The sequence below is a fragment of the Nocardioides sp. NPDC051685 genome, assembly GCF_044453405.1.
In the GTDB taxonomy this organism is placed as follows: Bacteria; Actinomycetota; Actinomycetes; order Propionibacteriales; family Nocardioidaceae; genus Nocardioides.
The window spans coordinates 19,168-36,087 of the sequence record NZ_JBITCR010000016.1 but is presented as its reverse complement, the minus strand read 5'-3'; the positions used below and the strand labels follow the sequence as shown (position 1 = coordinate 36,087).

Annotated in this window: 12 protein-coding genes and 1 tRNA gene; 5 read left to right on the top strand and 8 right to left on the bottom strand. The window is 69.3% G+C overall.

The features are described 5' to 3' along the window. Positions 1–28: 28 nt before the first annotated feature. The 7 genes from pknB to ACIA03_RS27935 all read right to left on the bottom strand — a co-directional run bounded on the left by pknB (position 29) and on the right by ACIA03_RS27935 (position 8,876). Positions 29–1,843, bottom strand: coding sequence for a Stk1 family PASTA domain-containing Ser/Thr kinase (gene pknB, locus ACIA03_RS27965; RefSeq protein ID WP_396988740.1), 1,815 nt, complete (start codon positions 1,841–1,843; stop codon positions 29–31). Continuing rightward, the gene (locus ACIA03_RS27960; protein ID WP_396988738.1) at positions 1,836–3,377 is read right to left on the bottom strand and encodes a serine/threonine protein kinase; all 1,542 of its coding nucleotides are present in this window, start codon (positions 3,375–3,377) and stop codon (positions 1,836–1,838) included. The genes pknB and ACIA03_RS27960 overlap by 8 nt, the downstream gene beginning before the upstream one ends. After that, positions 3,374–4,852 (bottom strand): peptidoglycan D,D-transpeptidase FtsI family protein, encoded by a 1,479-nt coding sequence (locus tag ACIA03_RS27955; RefSeq protein ID WP_396988736.1) that lies wholly within the window; start codon positions 4,850–4,852, stop codon positions 3,374–3,376. The genes ACIA03_RS27960 and ACIA03_RS27955 overlap by 4 nt, the downstream gene beginning before the upstream one ends. A gap of 79 nt (positions 4,853–4,931) precedes the next feature. Further along, positions 4,932–6,365: an FtsW/RodA/SpoVE family cell cycle protein gene (locus ACIA03_RS27950; RefSeq protein WP_396988734.1), complete on the bottom strand. Its 1,434-nt coding sequence runs from the start codon at positions 6,363–6,365 to the stop codon at positions 4,932–4,934. After that, on the bottom strand, positions 6,362–7,696 hold the full coding sequence (locus ACIA03_RS27945; RefSeq protein WP_396988732.1) for a PP2C family protein-serine/threonine phosphatase: 1,335 nt from the start codon (positions 7,694–7,696) through the stop codon (positions 6,362–6,364). Before ACIA03_RS27945 ends, ACIA03_RS27950 begins: the two co-directional genes overlap by 4 nt. Next, positions 7,693–8,172, bottom strand: a complete 480-nt coding sequence (locus ACIA03_RS27940; protein ID WP_396988730.1) for an FHA domain-containing protein — start codon at positions 8,170–8,172, stop codon at positions 7,693–7,695. The genes ACIA03_RS27945 and ACIA03_RS27940 overlap by 4 nt, the downstream gene beginning before the upstream one ends. After that, positions 8,169–8,876, bottom strand: a complete 708-nt coding sequence (locus ACIA03_RS27935; protein ID WP_160026076.1) for an FHA domain-containing protein — start codon at positions 8,874–8,876, stop codon at positions 8,169–8,171. Before ACIA03_RS27935 ends, ACIA03_RS27940 begins: the two co-directional genes overlap by 4 nt. Positions 8,877–9,118: 242 nt before the next feature. Between ACIA03_RS27935 and ACIA03_RS27930 the strand changes: the two genes are divergently transcribed. Then, positions 9,119–9,202: transfer RNA gene (locus tag ACIA03_RS27930), tRNA-Leu, on the top strand. 112 nt (positions 9,203–9,314) lie between these two features. Here the strand turns inward: ACIA03_RS27930 and ACIA03_RS27925 are convergent. Further along, positions 9,315–10,313, bottom strand: coding sequence for a LacI family DNA-binding transcriptional regulator (locus ACIA03_RS27925; RefSeq protein WP_396988727.1), 999 nt, complete (start codon positions 10,311–10,313; stop codon positions 9,315–9,317). Positions 10,314–10,550: 237 nt separating this feature from the next. Here ACIA03_RS27925 and ACIA03_RS27920 point away from each other — a divergent pair, with 237 nt between their 5' ends. The 4 genes from ACIA03_RS27920 to ACIA03_RS27905 all read left to right on the top strand — a co-directional run bounded on the left by ACIA03_RS27920 (position 10,551) and on the right by ACIA03_RS27905 (position 16,901). Then, positions 10,551–13,562 (top strand): glycoside hydrolase family 3 C-terminal domain-containing protein, encoded by a 3,012-nt coding sequence (locus ACIA03_RS27920; RefSeq protein ID WP_396988725.1) that lies wholly within the window; start codon positions 10,551–10,553, stop codon positions 13,560–13,562. A 171-nt stretch (positions 13,563–13,733) separates the two neighbouring features. Then, complete coding sequence (locus ACIA03_RS27915) at positions 13,734–14,105, top strand: DoxX family protein (protein ID WP_396988723.1); 372 nt, start codon at positions 13,734–13,736, stop codon at positions 14,103–14,105. A 133-nt stretch (positions 14,106–14,238) separates the two neighbouring features. After that, positions 14,239–15,591: a phosphoribosyltransferase family protein gene (locus ACIA03_RS27910; protein ID WP_396988721.1), complete on the top strand. Its 1,353-nt coding sequence runs from the start codon at positions 14,239–14,241 to the stop codon at positions 15,589–15,591. Next, a complete protein-coding gene (locus ACIA03_RS27905; protein WP_396988719.1) occupies positions 15,588–16,901 on the top strand; it encodes an erythromycin esterase family protein in 1,314 nt (437 codons plus the stop codon). Before ACIA03_RS27910 ends, ACIA03_RS27905 begins: the two co-directional genes overlap by 4 nt. Positions 16,902–16,920: the final 19 nt, after the last annotated feature.

Here is a 16,920-nt window from a genome sequence, read left to right as displayed (position 1 = left end):
GACAGGGGCTCCGGCGAGGGCTGGGCGCCTACGGCGACGCCGGGCTGCTCGGCGGCAGCGCTGGGTCACACGTGGGCGGGTCGCCCGGATCGGCGGTCTGGGTGGCCGACGCCGACGGGTTGGCCGGGTCAGTCCCGGGCACCAGCGTCTGACAGCTCGGCAGGGCGTCCTCCTTCGTCGAGACGAAGATGATCACCTCGCCGTCCTGCGCGAGCGGCGTGCCCTTGCCCGGCGTCTGCTCGACGACGGTGCCCTTGGGCTTGTCGGTGTTCGGCTCGTCCTTGCGCACGGGCTTGAAGCCGGCGTTGCGGAGGATCTCCTCGGCCTGCTCCGCGGTCTTCCCGACGACGTTCGGGACCTTCTTCGGGCCCTTGGAGACGGTGAGGAGGACCTCCGTGCTCTTGCCGGTGGTCACGCTCTGTCCGTCGACCGGGTCGGAGTCGATCACGGTGCCCTTGTCCTCGTCGGACTCCTCAGTCTCGATCTTCACCGTGAAGTTGTAGGGGTCGCCCTCGAGCAGCTCCTTGGCTGTCTTCTGCGGCATCCCGATCACGTTGGGCATCTCCCGGTTGGGTGGCCCGGTGGAGACCGTCAGGGTGACGGTGCTGCCCTCCTCGACGTCCTCGCCGGCGGGCGGGTCCTGAGAGATCACGACGCCGACGGCGACGGTGTCGCTCGGCTCCCGCTTGACCTCACCCTTCAGCTTGGCCGCGCTCAGCTCGGCCCTCGCCTTCTCCTCGGTCAGGCCGGTGACGTCGGGCGCGGGCGTGGTCTGCGGACCGAGGGCCGCTGGCAGGAAGTAGGCACCCACCGCGATCAGGCCGATGATGACGAGACCGAGCAGGACGAGCACCCACGGGCGCGGACCCTCGGCCCGGTCGTTCTGGGGCGGGTAGTAGCCGCCGTTGGTGGGGTCGCCGCCATAAGGGGCACCCGCGAGCGCGCGGTCCTGGGCGACCTGGGTTTGATCGATGCTCGGTGGCACGGTGGCCTGGACCGGGCGTCCGGCGAGGTAGCGCTCGATGTCGGTGCGCATCGCCTGCGCGGACTGGTAGCGATCCTCGACCCGCTTGGCCAGCGACTTCATCACGATGGCGTCGAGCTCACGGGGCAGCGACGGATCGTGGGCCGAGGGAGGCTGGGCCTGCTCGCGTACGTGCTGATAGGCCACGGAGACCGGCGAGTCGCCGACGAACGGCGGGCGGCCGGTGAGCAGCTCGTAGAGGAGGCAGCCGGCCGAGTAGACGTCGGAGCGGGCGTCGACCTGCTCGCCACGGGCCTGCTCGGGGCTCAGATACTGCGCGGTGCCGACGACGGCCGCGGTCTGCGTCATCGTGGACTGGACGTCGTTGAGCGCCCGGGCGATGCCGAAGTCCATCACCTTCACGTCACCGGCCGGCGTCAGCATGACGTTGCCCGGCTTGATGTCCCGGTGGATGATCCCGTTGCGGTGGCTGTAGTCGAGCGCGTTGAGTACGTCGGAGCTGATCTCCAGCGCCCGCTCGGGCAGGATCTTGCGACCCTCACGGAGTACGTCGCGCAGCGTGCGGCCGGCAACGTACTCCATCACGATGTAGGGCTGGGCGACGCCGTCGTCGGACTTCTCCTCACCGGTGTCGTAGACCGACACGATCGAGGGGTGGTTGAGCTTGGCCGAGGACTGCGCCTCACGCCGGAACCGGGCCTGGAAGGTCGCGTCGCTGGCGAGGTCCATCCGCAGCCGCTTGATCGCGACGACACGGCCGAGCCGGTGGTCGGTGCCCTTGCGGACCTCCGCCATCCCGCCACGGCCGAGGAGCTCGCCGACCTCGTAACGACCGGCGAGGAGTGCTCCCTCAGCCATTGCCGCCGCCTCCGTTGCCGTTGCCACCGGTGTTCTCGTCGCCCGGAAGTTCAGGGATGCCCCAGTCGGAGGACTCGCCGTCGGTCGGGTCCTGGGTCTCCTCCGGGTCCTGGGTCTCCTCGGTGGGAGTGGGCTCGACCACCGGGCGCTCGCCGTAGTAGCGGATGGTGATCGGGTCGCCCTCGTAGAGGTTGCGGGTCGGGTCGAGGCCGGAGACGGTGTCGGGCTCGTTGCTGCCGTCGTTGTCCTGGACGGCAACCTTCACGGTCAGCCCCAGATCGCTCAGCTCGGAGCGCACCTCGTCGACGTTGCGGCCGATGTAGTCGTCCTCGTCGATCTCGACGGCCTTCGGCTCGTCCTCGGCCTTCTCCGACGGGGTGGGAGTGGCGGAGGCCGACGGGGTGGTGGACGCATCGCTGGCCGGAGGCGTCTCCGGATCGGCGGCGAGGGTCGAGATGATCCAGATGATCGCGATGATCACGGCCACGAGCATCACGAGCACGACGATGTTGAACGGCTTCTTGTACCAGGGCCGCTGGTCCTCCTCGTCGTCGTAACGGTCGTAGGGGTCCTGGTAGCGAGGCGGCGGCGGACCCTCGAGGCCACCCGCGCCGCCCTGCATGCCGACGAAGTTCTGGGTGGAACCGGGCGAGGGCACCGGGTCCATGACCGACGTCGCGGTCGCGTCACCCGGCGCGGCGGCGACGACGGTGGTGGCATCGGCGTTGGCGTCAGCGCCGTGACCGATCATCGCGGCCGTGAACGCGGCCGCGTCGGCGTAGCGGAGGGTCGGGTCCTTCTGCAGGCTCCTCATCACGATCGCGGCCAGATCGGCGGGGACGTGGTCGGGCAGCGGCGGCACCGGGTCGTGCAGGTGGGCGATCGCGGTAGCGACCGGGGTCTCCTTCTGGAACGGCCGGTAGCCGGCCAGACACTCGAAGGCGACCACGCCGAGGGAGTAGACGTCGGAGGCCGGGGTGGCCTTCTCGCCACGAGCCTGCTCGGGGCTCAGGTACTGCGGGGTGCCCATGACCTGGCCGGTGCCGGTGATGCCGGTCGACGCCTGGGCGCGGGCGATGCCGAAGTCGGTGACCTTCACCTTGCGCTGCGGGGTGATCAGCAGGTTGGCGGGCTTCACGTCGCGGTGGACGATGCCGGCCCGGTGCGCGGCGGCCAGGGCGTCGCCGGCCTGGCCGAGCAGGTCGCGTACGACCTCGGGATCCAAGGGACGACCGTCCCGGATCAGCTCGGAGAGCGGCTTGTGGTCGACCAGCTCCATCACCAGGAACGGTCGCATCAGGCCGGAGGCGGTCGGCATCTCGCCGACGTCGTAGACGGCCACCACGTTGGGGTGGTGGAGCGCCGCGGCATGCTTCGCCTCGGACTCGAACCGGGACCGCCCGATCGGGTCCTCGGCGTGCTCGGGCTTGAGGAGCTTGATCGCGACCTCGCGGTTGAGGGTCGTGTCGGTCGCCCGCCACACCTCGCCCATCCCGCCGGTGCCGATGAGCTCGTGGAATACGTAACGACTCATGAGATCGCTGCCTCCATCATGGCCTTCGCGATTGGGCCGCCCAGCCGTCCGCCGGCGATTTCGCTGCGTTCGGTGCCGCTCTTCTGGACCATCACGGCAACCGCGATGGACGGGTTCTCCGCCGGGGCGAACGAGGTGAACCAGGCGTACGGCGCACGCTCCTTGGAGCTCTGCGCGGTGCCGGTCTTGCCGGCGACGGTCACGCCGTCGATCGCGGCCGGAGCAGCAGTGCCGTTCTCGACGGTGCTGACCATCATCTGGGTGAGGCCCTCTGCGGTCTCGTTCGACACCGCAGGCTGGTCGTCGATCTCGGTGGGGTTGCCCTGGTCGATGACGTCGAGCGAGGACGACGTCACCCGGTCGACGATGTAGGGCTTCATCACGGTTCCGCCGTTGGCGATGCCGGCCGAGACCATCGCCATCTGCAACGGGGTCGCCTTGACGTTGTACTGCCCGATCGCGCTGTAGGCGCGGAAGGGCGGGCTGTCGAGGTCGTCGAGCTCGTCCGCGAGCGTGCTCGTGGCCTGGTTCGGCAGGTCGGTGAGGTATTTCTGGCCGAAGCCGAACTTCCGGGCCTGGTCGTCCAGCTGCTCCTTGGTCAGATCGATGCCGAGCGAGCCGAAGGCGGTGTTGCAGGAGACCTCGAGCGCGCGGGTGAGCGTGATCTGGTCGCCGCCGCAGGAACCGCCGCTCTCGTTGGGAAGGTCCTTGTCGCTCTGCGGCAGGTCCAGGAGCGCGCCACCGTAGACCTTGCTGTCGGGGTCCTTGCCGAGGTTCTCCATCGCGGCTGCCGCGGTGACCAGCTTGAAGGTCGAACCCGGCGGCAGCGCGGTCTGGATGGAGCGGTTGAGCAGCGGCTCGTCGTCGTCGCCGGCGAGCTGGTCGTAGGACTTCTTCGCGGCGCCGAAGTCGTGGGTCGCCAGCTTGTCCGGGTTGTAGGTCGGGGTCGAGGCCATCGCCAGGATCCGGCCGGTCTTCGGGTCGATCGCCACCGCGGCAGCCTGGACGTCGTCACCGAGCGCGGTCAGGCCCTGGTACGCAGCGTCCTGGACCTTCGGGTCGATGGTGAGCTCGACGTTGCCGCCGGCCGGCTCGGAGTTGGTCACGAGGTCGACGAGGCGGTTGGTGAAGAGCTTGTTGTCCTGCCCGGACAGCACGGAGTCCTGGGACCTCTCGATCCCGGTCTGGCCGTAGGAGTAGGACATGAAACCCGTGATCGGGGCGTACTTCTTGCCGCCTGGGTAGGTGCGCTGCCACTCGTACTTGTCGTCGCTCGGCTTGCTGGTGGCGATCGCCTTCTTGCCGACCAGGATGTCGCCGCGCTGCTGCGAGTAGGCCGCTTCGGTGACCCGGCGGTTGTCGGCGCGGGCGTTGTACCAGCTCGCCTTGAAGAACTGGACGTACGTCAGGTTCAGCATCAGCGCCACGAACAGGATCAGGCAGCCGACGCTCAGCGTGCGGATGGGGCGGTTCACGCGACCACCTCCGTAGCGCAAGCGCCAATGTACGGACGCGGCCGCGTGTTGAGCTCGAGGTTCACTCGCTGGCGCTCGCTCACTTGTTCAACGCCCCTTTGTCGAGCTTGACGATCTGGGTCTCCTCAGCGGCGAGGTCCTCATCGGACGGCGCCGTCGGTAGCGGTCTGCGGGACTGGTCCGAGACGCGCAACAGCAGGGCCACGATCACCCAGTTGGCGACCAGCGAAGATCCACCATACGAGAGGAACGGTGTGGTCAGACCCGTCAGCGGGATGAGCCCGGTCACGCCACCGACGACCACGAAGGTCTGCAGCGCGACCGAGGTCGCCAGACCGACGGAGAGCAGCTTGCCGAAGTCGTCGCGGGCCACGATCGCCGTACGCAGGCCGCGCTCGACGATCAGGCCGTAGCAGAGCAGCAGCGCCAGGAGCGCGGTCAGACCCAGCTCCTCGCCGATCGCCGGGAAGATGAAGTCGGAGTTGGCGTAAGGGACCCGCCAGGGCTCGCCGGAGCCGAAGCCGCGGCCGATCATGCCGCCCCAGGCCATACCGAAGAGGCCCTCGACGAGCTGGCCCGATGAGGTCACGCCATCGTCGCCCACGGGGTAATACTTGAACGGGTCCAGCCAGGTCAGCACGCGGACGCGGACGTGGCTGAAGAGGCTGAACGCGGCGAAGACACCGCCGGCGAAGAGCAGACCGCCGACGACGATCCAGCCCTTGCGCTCGGTCGCCACGTACAGCGTCACCACGAAGAGGCCGTAGAAGAGCAGGCTGGAGCCGAGGTCGCGCTGCAGCACCAGGATCGCGAGGCTGATCACCCACATCATCAGCAACGGGCCGAGGTCGCGGCCGCGCGGCAGGTCGATGCCGACGAACCGGCGGCCGGCCAGGGCGAGCGCGTCGCGGTGGACCGCCAGGTAGCCGGCGAAGCAGATCACCAGCAGCACCTTGGCGACCTCACCGGGCTGGAAGCTGACCGGCCCGAGGTTGATCCAGATCCGTGCGCCGTTGATCTGCTTACCGATGATCGGGAGCATCGGCAGGATCAGCATGACCACCGCGCCGAGGCCGGCGGTGTAGGTGAACCGCTGCAGCATCCGGTGGTCGGGGACCACGAAGAGCGTGATCAGGAACAGCACCACGCCGATCGTCATCCAGATCAGCTGCTGACGGGCGAAGGCGTCGGATTCGCTCGCCCCCGCGGCCAGGTCGAGCCGGTGGATGACGGCCAGGCCGAAACCGTTGAGCATCGCCACCAGCGGCAGCAGCACGGGGTCGGCGTAGGGAGCCAGCAGACGTACGCCGATGTGGGCTGCCACCAGGAGCGCGACCAGCCAGGTGCCGTAGCCCGCGATGTCGACCGGGACCTTCTCCTGCACCCCGAGGCCGACCGCGGCGTACGCACCGATCCCGACCGCCAGGGCCAGGATCAGCAGCATGAGCTCCGCCCCACGGCGTGACCGGTGGACGAACACGGGCATCGAGCTCGCCGGAGTGAACCCGCTCATGACCCGCTTCCCGCGTCGGCGGCGTTCTGGTCGGCCAGCGACTGCACCTTCTCCTGGGCGCCGGCCAGATCCTTGCTGTGGATGCCGTCCTCGAGCTGGTGCTGATAGGTCTCGGCGAGGTCGGCGACCTTCAGGTCGGAGGTCTGGTAGGGCTCGGAGAGGTCGAAGCCGATCATCGTGGTCGGTACGCCACGGAAGATCGTGACGTTGCCGTCCTGCTCGCCGATGTACCACTGGTTCTGCGACCAGACGAACGCGGTCGCGACGGCGATCCAGACGACGCCGAGGACGGCCATCAGGCCGAACGTCCAGCGCAGCCGCGGGTGCTTGGCCGGCGCCTGGAGGGCGTAGCGCATCTCCTCCGGGTCGGCGGCGATCGCGCCGTCGGGGATCTCCTCGTCGATCGGGTCCAGCTCGCCGGTGTCGCCCATCCGGTGACCGCGGAACAGGGCGGTCATCTGGCCGGTCTTGGTGGTCCTCCTCCTGAGCTCGGCCGCCGCACCCACCATCTGGGCCTCGAGGCCCGGGGACGGGACGGTGTCGCTGGGCACCACATCGGCGACCACGCAGGTCACGTTGTCGGTGCTGCCGGAGTCGAGAGAGACGCGGACGAGCTCGACGGCTGCGTACTCGGGCGTGCCGGTCGCCAGGATGTCGGCGATCCGCGGGTCGTCGACGTAGCCACAGACGCCGTCGCTGCAGAACATCAGCCGGTCGCCGGCGGCGAGGTCGACGATGAACAGGTCGGGCTCGAGCTCGCGGGTGCCGTCGAGGGCCTTGAGGATCAGGTTGCGGTGGGGGTGGGTCTTGGCCTCCTCCTCCGTGATCCTCCCCTCGTCGAGCAGCGTCTGCACGAAGGTGTGGTCGTGGGTGACCTGGTGGATCGCGCCGTTGCGGAGCAGGTAGGCGCGGCTGTCGCCCACGTGGCCGACGGTCAGCTTGGCGCCGTCGAAGAGGCCGACCGTCGAGGTCGTGCTGGTGCCGTTGAGCGTCGGGTCGTGGTCGACCAGGTGGCCGATCTCGTCGTGGGCCATGTGCAGCGCGTGGGAGACCAGGCCGATCAGGTCGTCGTCGACCAGGCCGGGGGCGGGCTCCTCGTCGAGCTTGCGCAGCTGCTGGACGGCCGTGCTGGAGGCGATGTCACCGCGGGCGGCGCCGCCGACACCGTCGCAGACGGTCAGCAGCCAGGGGCCGGCGTACCCGCTGTCCTGGTTGTCCTTGCGCACCCGGCCGACGTCCGAGACCGCCGCGTACTCGAGGCGGAAGGGTCGGCCGTCGGCAGAACCGGGATGAGCAGCAGGGTCGGGGGTGGGGTCGGTCGCAGCGGTCACTTGCGCAGCTCCAGGATTGTCTTACCGATCCGCACCTGGGTCCCGAGCGAGATGGCGGTCGGCTGATTGATCCGGACGGACCCGATGTAGGTGCCATTGGTCGATCCGAGGTCCTCCACGAACCACTGGTCGCCGGAGACGGCGATCCGGGCGTGGCGGGTGGAGGCGTAGTCGTCGTCGAGGATGATCGCGGCATCGCTGCCGCGGCCGATGACGATGGGGGCCTGCGAGAGGGGCACGGTCACGCCGGCGTTGGAGCCGGTGGTGACGGCCACATGCGTGGGTACGCCGCGCCGCGGTGCCCTCGCCGCGGCAGCCTTGCCGCGAGCCGGCGGGGCCGCGGGCTGGCCGGCGGAGGCGTTGGTGACCCGCGCGCCGAACATGTCGGAGCGGATCACCGACAGCGCGGCCAGCACGAAGATCCACAGGATCGCCAGATAGGCGACCCGGATGAGAAACAGGGTCAGCTCGCTCAACGGCGCTCCTCCACGATGTGCGCGGTGATGACGGTGGTGCCGATGCGCACCTGAGAGCCGTCGTCCAGGGTGGCACTCGCCATCTTCTGCCCGTTGACCAGCATGCCGTTGGTCGAGCCGAGGTCGTAGACCTCGACGCGCACACGGTCGCCGGCCTGCTTCGAGCGGAACTCGATGTGGCGGCGGCTGATGCCCGGGTCGTTGATGCGCAGGTCGGCATCGGTGCCTCGGCCCACGACGAGGTTGCCGTGGAGCGGGTGCCGGGTGCCGTTGATCTCCAGGTAGGCCTGCGCGCGGCTGACCTGGGTGTCGCTCATGTCGGCGCCGGAGACGGCGGCCTGGGCGCGGCTGCGCACCCGGAACCGGCCGATCGTCAGGTCCTTCGCCTCGCCGAACTCGATGCTCACGCGGCCGGGGAAGACGAACCCCTGCGCCTCGGCGTGGTCCATCAGTTGGCGCTTCAGCTCTTCCTTGAGGTGGGGGCCGTAGGACTCCAGCTTGCCGAGGTCGCTGGAGGACAGCTCCACGAAGAAGTCGTTGGGGACCAGGCGCCGCTGGCGGCTGAGCACCTGGGCGTTGTTGTCGATCTCGCGCTGGAGCGCGGCGACGATCTCCACCGACTTCACCTCGGACCGGAACGCCTTGGCGAAAGCGCCTGAGATGAGCTGCTCCAGCTTCTGCTCGAACTTCTGCAGGCCGCTCACGTGGTTGCGCTCCTCTCAGGGTGCCGGGTGGGCCGGTCAGGTTGGTTGGTCGGTCGCGTACGGGCGCAATGGCCCCCGGATTCGGCCCGATCGTATCGGTGCACCCCAGGGGATCTGCCACTTCCCGCATTCTGCGTGGTTTCGATCCTCCCACGATCCGGTGACCACCAGCGTCAAGGCGGCCGGGGTGCCGTCGTTTTGGGCGGGCGGACGCGTGTGGGCTAACGTTTCCTCTGTTGCACGCGCGAGTGGCGGAATAGGCAGACGCGCACGGTTCAGGTCCGTGTGTCCGAAAGGACGTGGGGGTTCAACTCCCCCCTCGCGCACGTGGGTAACTGAGAGGCCCCGGGTCGTTGACCCGGGGCCTCTCAGCATTCCCGGCCCCGCCCACGCGGTGGGACGTGCCAGGCGATTGATGCGGCTGTTCGGCGTCGAGTGTCACGCCCGCGCGGGTCCGCAGCTGTCGCGCTCGACCAGGCACGGGGCCACGAGCCTGGTCTGTGGGCTCCGGCCGGCGAGGAGGTCGCCCGCCATCTCCACCGCCAGTGCGCCGATCTCGTCGGCCGGTATGCCGATCGAGGTGACCGCCGGCCCCTCGGCCAGCTCGTGCGGGCCGACTGCGAGGACCGACACGTCGTGCGGCACTTCGCGACCTGTTGCCCTGAGAGCATGGAGCAGGGTCCCCACGACTGGTTCGTTGTGCACCACGAAGCCCGTGGTGTCCGGCTGTTCGGTGTCGACCCGGGCCAGGCTGGCCGCGAGCCCGTCATGGCTCGGCTCGCAGGGAACGGCAAGACCGTGGATCCCGGCCTCGGCTACCGCAACCTCGAAGCCGGTGCGGAACCGGTGGGCGTAGGTCGTTCCCCGCTCGTAGGCGGCCGGCGGCGGTCCGACGAGCGCGACAGCGGTGTGACCGTGGTCCACCAGGTGCTGCACCGCCAGTCGGCCGGCGGCCTCCCAGTCGAGGTCGACACAGCTGAAGCCGTCGGCCCGGGCCGGCAGCCCGATGAGCACCGTGGGCTCGCGGAGCCGGCGCAGGACGGGCAATCTGGGGTCGTTCGTGGCGACGTCCATCACCACGAAGGCGTCGACCATCGACCCGCCCGCGACTCGCTCGAGCCCAGCCGGGCCCTCGTCGTTCATCAGCAGCAGGACGTCGTGGTCATGGGCGCGCGCGGCTGTGGCCACGGCCGCTACGAACTGCATGATCACGGGCACGTAGAGATCGGAGCGCAGCGGCGCAACCAGCGCCATCACCCGTGTCTGCCGGCTGGCGAGCGAGCGCGCCCCTGCGTGCGGGCGGTATCCGAGCTCGTCGATCGCGACCTGGATCCGCTCACGGGTCGCGGCGGAGATGGGCCGCCTACCGCTCAGCGCGTACGACACGGTGCTGACCGAGACGCCGGCCGCCTTCGCGACGTCGACGATCGTGGTCATGGCGCCTCCTCCTGGGTTTCCTCATTCCGCCGGATCATCGAATCGATCGTCGAACCGTTTCGTCGAAATGCTCCTTCGCCATCGTGCCAGATGAGTTCGACGTCTGAGCCTGGAGGGAAAGGGAAAGTGTGACCGTTGACACACATGGTGCCGATCCCTACCTTTGAATCGTCGAAGCGCTTCGATGACGAAGTGTCGTCGCACCGGGCGTCGGCGCATTCCTCACAAGGAGAGAAAATGAGTCGACTGACGCCCCGTCGCCGGTGCCTGATAGCCGTCCTCGCAGCCTCCCTGGTCCTGCTTCCTGTGATGACCACGCCTGCACCCACCGCTGCTGCCGCCATGGTGGTGAGCCAGGACCTCGACGACATGCCCTTCCGCAACCCGGAGCTGCCGGTCGAGCAGCGGGTCGACGACCTGCTGGGCCGGCTGACCCTGGACGAGAAGCTGTCACTGCTGCACCAGTCCCAGGTCGCCATCCCGCGCCTGGACATCCCCTACTTCAAGGCCGGCACCGAGGCCCTGCACGGGGTCGCCTGGTCCAACGACATCGACAACGGCTGGAAGCAGGTGCTCGCGGATCGCGCGACCGTCTTCCCCCAGGCTGTTGGCCTGGCCAGCACGTGGGACCCCGGACTCGTGCGCCGCGTCGGCTCGGCCGTCGGCGAAGAGGCCCGCGCCTACAACGAACTGAACCCCAGGCAATGGGGGCTCCAGCTCTGGGCGCCGGTGGTCAACCTGCTTCGCGACCCTCGCTGGGGCCGTAACGAGGAGGGCTACTCCGAGGACCCGACCCTCACCAGCGACATGGCGACGACCTACGGCAAGGGCCTCTCCGGAGACGACCCGACCTACCTGAGGACCGCGCCGGTGCTCAAGCACTTCTACGCCTACAACAACGAGACCAACCGCAGCGCCGGCTCGTCCAACGTCCGTGCGCAGCTTCGTCACGAGTACGAGTACGCCGCCTTCCGGCCGGCCATCGAAGCCGACGCGGCGACCGGCGTGATGGCCTCGTACAACGAGGTCAACGGCCGCCCCACACACGTGGACCGCGCCCTCAACGAGGACGTGCGATCCTGGACCGACGAGACGCTCTACAACGTGAGTGATGCGTGGGGACCTCACGCGGTGACCCAGGCACAGCACTTCTACGACGATGAGACGGTGGCCTACGCCCACGTGCTCAAGGCGGGCCTCGACTCCTTCGTCGTCGACGACAGTGACAGCAAGCCGATGATCGCGACGCTCAGGGACGCCCTCGCTCGGGACCTGATCACCGAAGCCGACGTCGACCAGGCGGTCACTCACGTCCTGACGATCCGCTGCCGGCTCGGCCACTTCGACCCCGACGGCGGCCCGTACGCCGGAACCTCACCGGACGTCCTCAACAGCCCGGCTCACCGGCGACTCAACAGGCAGGCTGCCGAGGAGGCGGTCGTGCTCCTCCGCAACGACGACGACCTGCTCCCGCTCAACCCGAAGAAGACGAAGAAGGTGGCGGTCGTCGGCCCGCTGGCCGACACGCTTTTCAGCGACTGGTACGGCGGCACGATGCCCTACGAAGTGACCCCGCTCGACGGGATCCGGGAACGCCTCGGCGATGGCGCTGTCGTCACCGGCGTGGAGGGCCTCGACCGGGTCGCCCTGCGTGACACGACCAGCGGGCGCTACCTCAGTGCCACCGGGACCGGCAGCACGGACCAGGTCGTCGCGACCCAGGGTGAGCCCGGTGAAGCCGCCCAGTGGGACGTGAACGAGTGGATGGCCGACGTGGCCACCCTGCGCAACGCGGACAACGGCCGCTACCTCACCGGCAGCTTCGGGCCGTTCAACACGAGCGCCACCACCCCCACCGGCTGGTACGTCCAGCAGCAGTTCGAGTTCGAGGAGCAGCCCGACGGAACCGTCCTGCTCCGGTACGTCGGCTACGAGACCAACGAGAGCTGGTGGTCACTCGGCAACTACGTCACCGTCGCCGCGGACGGCACCGTCGGCACCGGCACGAAGGCGCAGGCCGCCCGGTTCGAGCGGGAGGTCCTTCGCGACGGCGCCGCGGAGGCCGCCGAGGCAGCTGCCGAGGCGGACGCCGTCGTGGCAGTGGTGGGCAGCAACCCGTTCGTCTACGGGCGGGAGATCCACGACCGGGCCAGCATGGCGCTCGGCGGTAGCCAGCAGGACCTCGTCGACGCGGTGCAGGAGGCCAACCCCCGTACCGCCGTGGTCCTGGAGTCCAGCTATCCCGTGACGATGGACGAAGACCCGGGCGCATTCCTGTGGACCACGCACGCCGGCTCGGAGACGGGCAACGCGGTTGCTGCCACCCTCTTCGGTGACAGCAACCCTTCGGGCCGCCTCACCCAGACGTGGTACGGCTCCGACGCCGACCTCCCCCAGGACGTCTTCGACTACGACATCGTCAAGACCGGCCAGACCTACCTCTACTTCGAGGGGGAGCCGGGATACCCGTTCGGGCACGGCCTGTCCTACACCGACTTCCGCTACTCCGACCTGCGGGTCGACTCGAAGCGGGTCGGCAAGGACGGGAAGATCACGGTGACCGTGGACGTCAAGAACACCGGGTCCCGAGCCGGTGCGGAGGTCGTCCAGCTCTACAGCCACCAGCGGACCTCCCGGACGGCTCGCCCACTGCAGGAGCTCGAGGACTTCAGCCGGGTGACGCTGGCTCCGGGCCGGACACGCACAGTCCGCTTCCGGATCGACGCCGACCAGCTGGCGCACTGGGACGTCACTCGCGAACGGTGGGCGGTCGAGCGCTCGACCTACGACCTGATGGTGGGATCCTCCGCGGAGGACATCCGGCAGACCACCGCCGTGCGCGTGGACGGTGAGGTGATCCCGCCCCGGGACCTGGCGGTCGCGACGAACGCCGAGAACTTCGACGACTACGACGACGCGCTGCTCGTCCCCACCACCAAGGAGCGTGGCACCTCCGTCGCTGCTGGAGACCAGCAGGCGTGGGTGAAGTTCGCAGCCTCCGGGTTCGACCGGCCGACGAAGTTCACGGCCTCGGTGGCGAAGGGGACCCAGGGTGCCGGCACGCTCGAGGTGCGGCTCGGCTCGCCGACGGGACAGCTGCTGGCGAGCGCGCCGGTAGCCGCGACCGGTGGGGAGTACGACTACAACCAGGTGAGCGTCGACACGCTGCTCGCCGATGTCTCGGGCGTACGCGACGTCTACCTCGTGCTCAGCCCGGGTGTCCGGGTCGCCACGTTCTCCCTCTCCTGAGCCGGCTTCCGACGCTCGGGCGACTGCCCGGCCCCTCCAACGGCGGGGTCGGGCAGTTCGCGTACGACGGTGGCGGGCTCGCGATGGCAGGCCGGTGGCGATGTCACAGATCGATCCGATGTTCCGTCAGAGGGGGTGAACATCGGAACCAATCGAACATGTGGAGAGATCATGAACATCGCGCTGTGGATCGTCGCCGGGGTATTCGCGTTCGGCTACATCGCCGGCGGCATCGTCAAGCTGACGATGCCCTATGAGAAGTACGCCGCGAAGCTGCACTGGCCCGAGGACTTCACGCCCGCCAACGTGCGGTTCATGGGCGTCGTGGAGGTCCTCGGCGGCGTCGGGTTGGTCCTGCCGGGGCTGGTGAGTGTGGCGCCGGTGCTGGTGCCGGTCGCGGCGTCGGGCATGGCGCTCTACATGGCCGGTGCGATCACCGAGCGCATCCGGCGCAGCGAGTACAAGGACCTGGTCGGGGACCTCGTGTTCCTCGCCGCGATGATCTTCGTCGCCTGGGGGCGCTTCGCGATCGAGCCGTTCTAGCGGGCGGGGCCTTCGGCCCCGCGTCTCAGGGATGGTGGCCATCGTCCGTGATGCGCGGGCCGAAGGTCTCTGCCCGGCGGCGCCCGATGGGATCCACGATCGGTGGAGGCGACGAGCGGTGGGGAGGTCAGCCATGGTTCACCGCGCGGGTAGGGACTTCGAGGATCGCGTCGACGCCGGCCGGCGGCTGGGCAGGCGACTGGCGTATCTGCGCGGAGAGGATGCGGTGGTCCTGGGCCTTCCGCGGGGAGGCGTGCCGGTCGCGTTCGAGGTCGCCCAGCAGCTGCACGCGCCCCTGGACGTGATCGTGGTTCGCAAGCTCGGGTTGCCGTTCCAGCCCGAGCTGGCCATGGGTGCGATCGGCGAAGGTGGCTACGAGGTGCTCGACCGGCCACTGATCACCCACGCCGGAGTGACCGATCACGAGCTGCAGTTGGTCGAGGCCCGTGAGCGATCCGAGCTGGAGTCGAGGGTGAGAAGGCTGCGTCGGGGGCGTGACCCGCTCGACCTCACCGGACGGGTCGCGGTCATCGTCGACGACGGCATCGCCACCGGCGCGACGGCGCGGGTCGCTTGTGAGGCAGTGCGCCACAAGGGCGCTCGACGCGTTGTTCTCGCCGCTCCGGTCGGTCCGCCCGACGTACGCGAGGGGATCGCCGGTGCCGACGACGTGGTTGTGCTGGAGACCCCCGAGCCGTTCCTGGCAGTGGGCTATCACTACCGAGACTTCTCTCCGACCAGTGATGACGAGGTCGTCGCGCTGCTCGCGGAGGCGTCGCGGCGTGAGCGGCAGCGCGCGGTCGCGGCGGCGGCTGACTGTGACATCGACGTGGAGATCCCGGCCGGCCGGGTCGTACTCCAGGGGCATCTGCACCTGCCGGACCACCCCGCGGGCGTGGTGGTGTTCGCACACGGCAGCGGCAGCAGCCGGCACAGCCCCCGCAACAGGTACGTCGCCTCCGTCCTGTACGACGCCGGCCTGGGCACGTTGCTGCTGGACCTGCTCACACCGGAGGAGGAGCGCGACCGCGCGAACGTGTTCGACATCGAGCTGCTGGCCGATCGGCTCGGCGCGGCGGTCCGCTGGGTCCGGCGCCGACCGGACGCAGTCGGGGCCTCGGTCGGTCTCTTCGGCGCCAGCACCGGGGCCGGCGCGGCTCTGTGGGCCGCAGCCGACTCGAATCTGGGCATCGCCGCCGTGGTGTCTCGTGGCGGGCGGCCCGATCTCGCCGCGCCGCGGCTGGGGTCGGTGACGGCGCCGACCTTGCTGATCGTCGGTGGCGCCGACACCACGGTCCTGAAGCTCAACGAAGAGGCGGCCGCGGGACTGGCTGGTCCGAGCCGCGTCAGCGTCGTACCCGACGCGACGCATCTGTTCGAGGAACCGGGTGCCTTGGCGGAGGCCGCTCTGCTCGCCCGGGACTGGTTCCGCCACCACCTCACGGCGGACGACCGCCGCAGGACGACACGGGCGGCCACCCGATGAGCGAGTCGGTCGACGGTGAGGCTCGGACGCAGATTCGGGATCTGGCGCTTCCGCTGAGGGGACTGTCCGATCTCGACCCGCTGGTCGAGCGTCTGGGTCCGATGCGCTTCGCGTGCCTGGGTGAGGCGTCGCACGGCACCCACGACTTCTACCGGTGGCGGGCGGAGCTGAGTCGCCGGCTGATCGAGGAGAAGGGCTTCACCTGGATCGGGGTGGAGGGCGACTGGCCGGACTGCTGGCGGATCAACCGCTGGGTTCGCGGCATGACCGGTCCCGACCTCACGGCCTCGCAGGTCCTGGCCGGGTTCGAGCGCTGGCCGACCTGGATGTGGGCCAACAGCGACGTCGCCGACTTCCTGGACTGGTTGCGTGCCTGGAATCTCGCCCGGCCAAGGGAGCGACGGGTCGGGTTCTACGGGCTCGACCTCTACTCGCTGTGGGACTCCCTGCGCGAGCTCATCGCCTGGCTGTACGAGCACGCCCCGGCAGCCGTGGAGCAAGCCCTTCAGGCCTGGCAGTGCTTTGTGCCCTACCGCGAGGACCCACATCAGTACGCGTGGGCTACGCGCCTGGTCCCGGAATCGTGCGAGGACGAGGTCGTGGCCGCGCTCGCAGCGGTCCGCCGGCGCACCGTCGTGCCCGGTCTGCCGGACGACGAAGGCGCGTTCGACGCGTGGCAGAACGCCGAGGTCGCCGCGAACGCCGAGCGCTACTACCGGACCATGGTCCGCGGCGACCGGATGTCCTGGAACATCCGTGACCACCACATGGCGAGCACAGCCGCGCGGATCGCCCACCACCTCGGACCAGAGGCCAAGGGGCTGCTGTGGGAGCACAACACCCACATCGGAGATGCCCGGGCCACCGACATGGCACGTGCCGGGATGGTCAACGTGGGACAGCTGCTCAGAGAGCGTCATGCCCGCGACGGTGTGGCCCTCGTCGGGTTCGCCGCACACCGGGGGACGGTCCTGGCGGCGTCCGGGTGGGGTGAGCCCGAGGTCGTGTTCGACGTCCCCGCGGCGATTCCGGGCAGCCACGAGGATCTCCTGCACCGCACGCTCGGTCAGCCGGCCTGCCTGATCTTCCCCGAGGACCGCGGCGGTCACTGGCTCGCTGTTCCGCGCGGGCACCGTGCCATCGGAGTGGTCTACGAACCCCGGAGCGAGACCGGGAACTACGTATCCACCGTGATGGGCCAGAGGTACGACGCGCTGATCTGGCTGGAGCACACCAGCGCGCTGCGGCCGCTCCACCACGAAGCGCCACCCCACGAGCCCGAGTACGAGACCGAGCCGTCGGGACTCTGACGCCGCGTCATTCGCATGC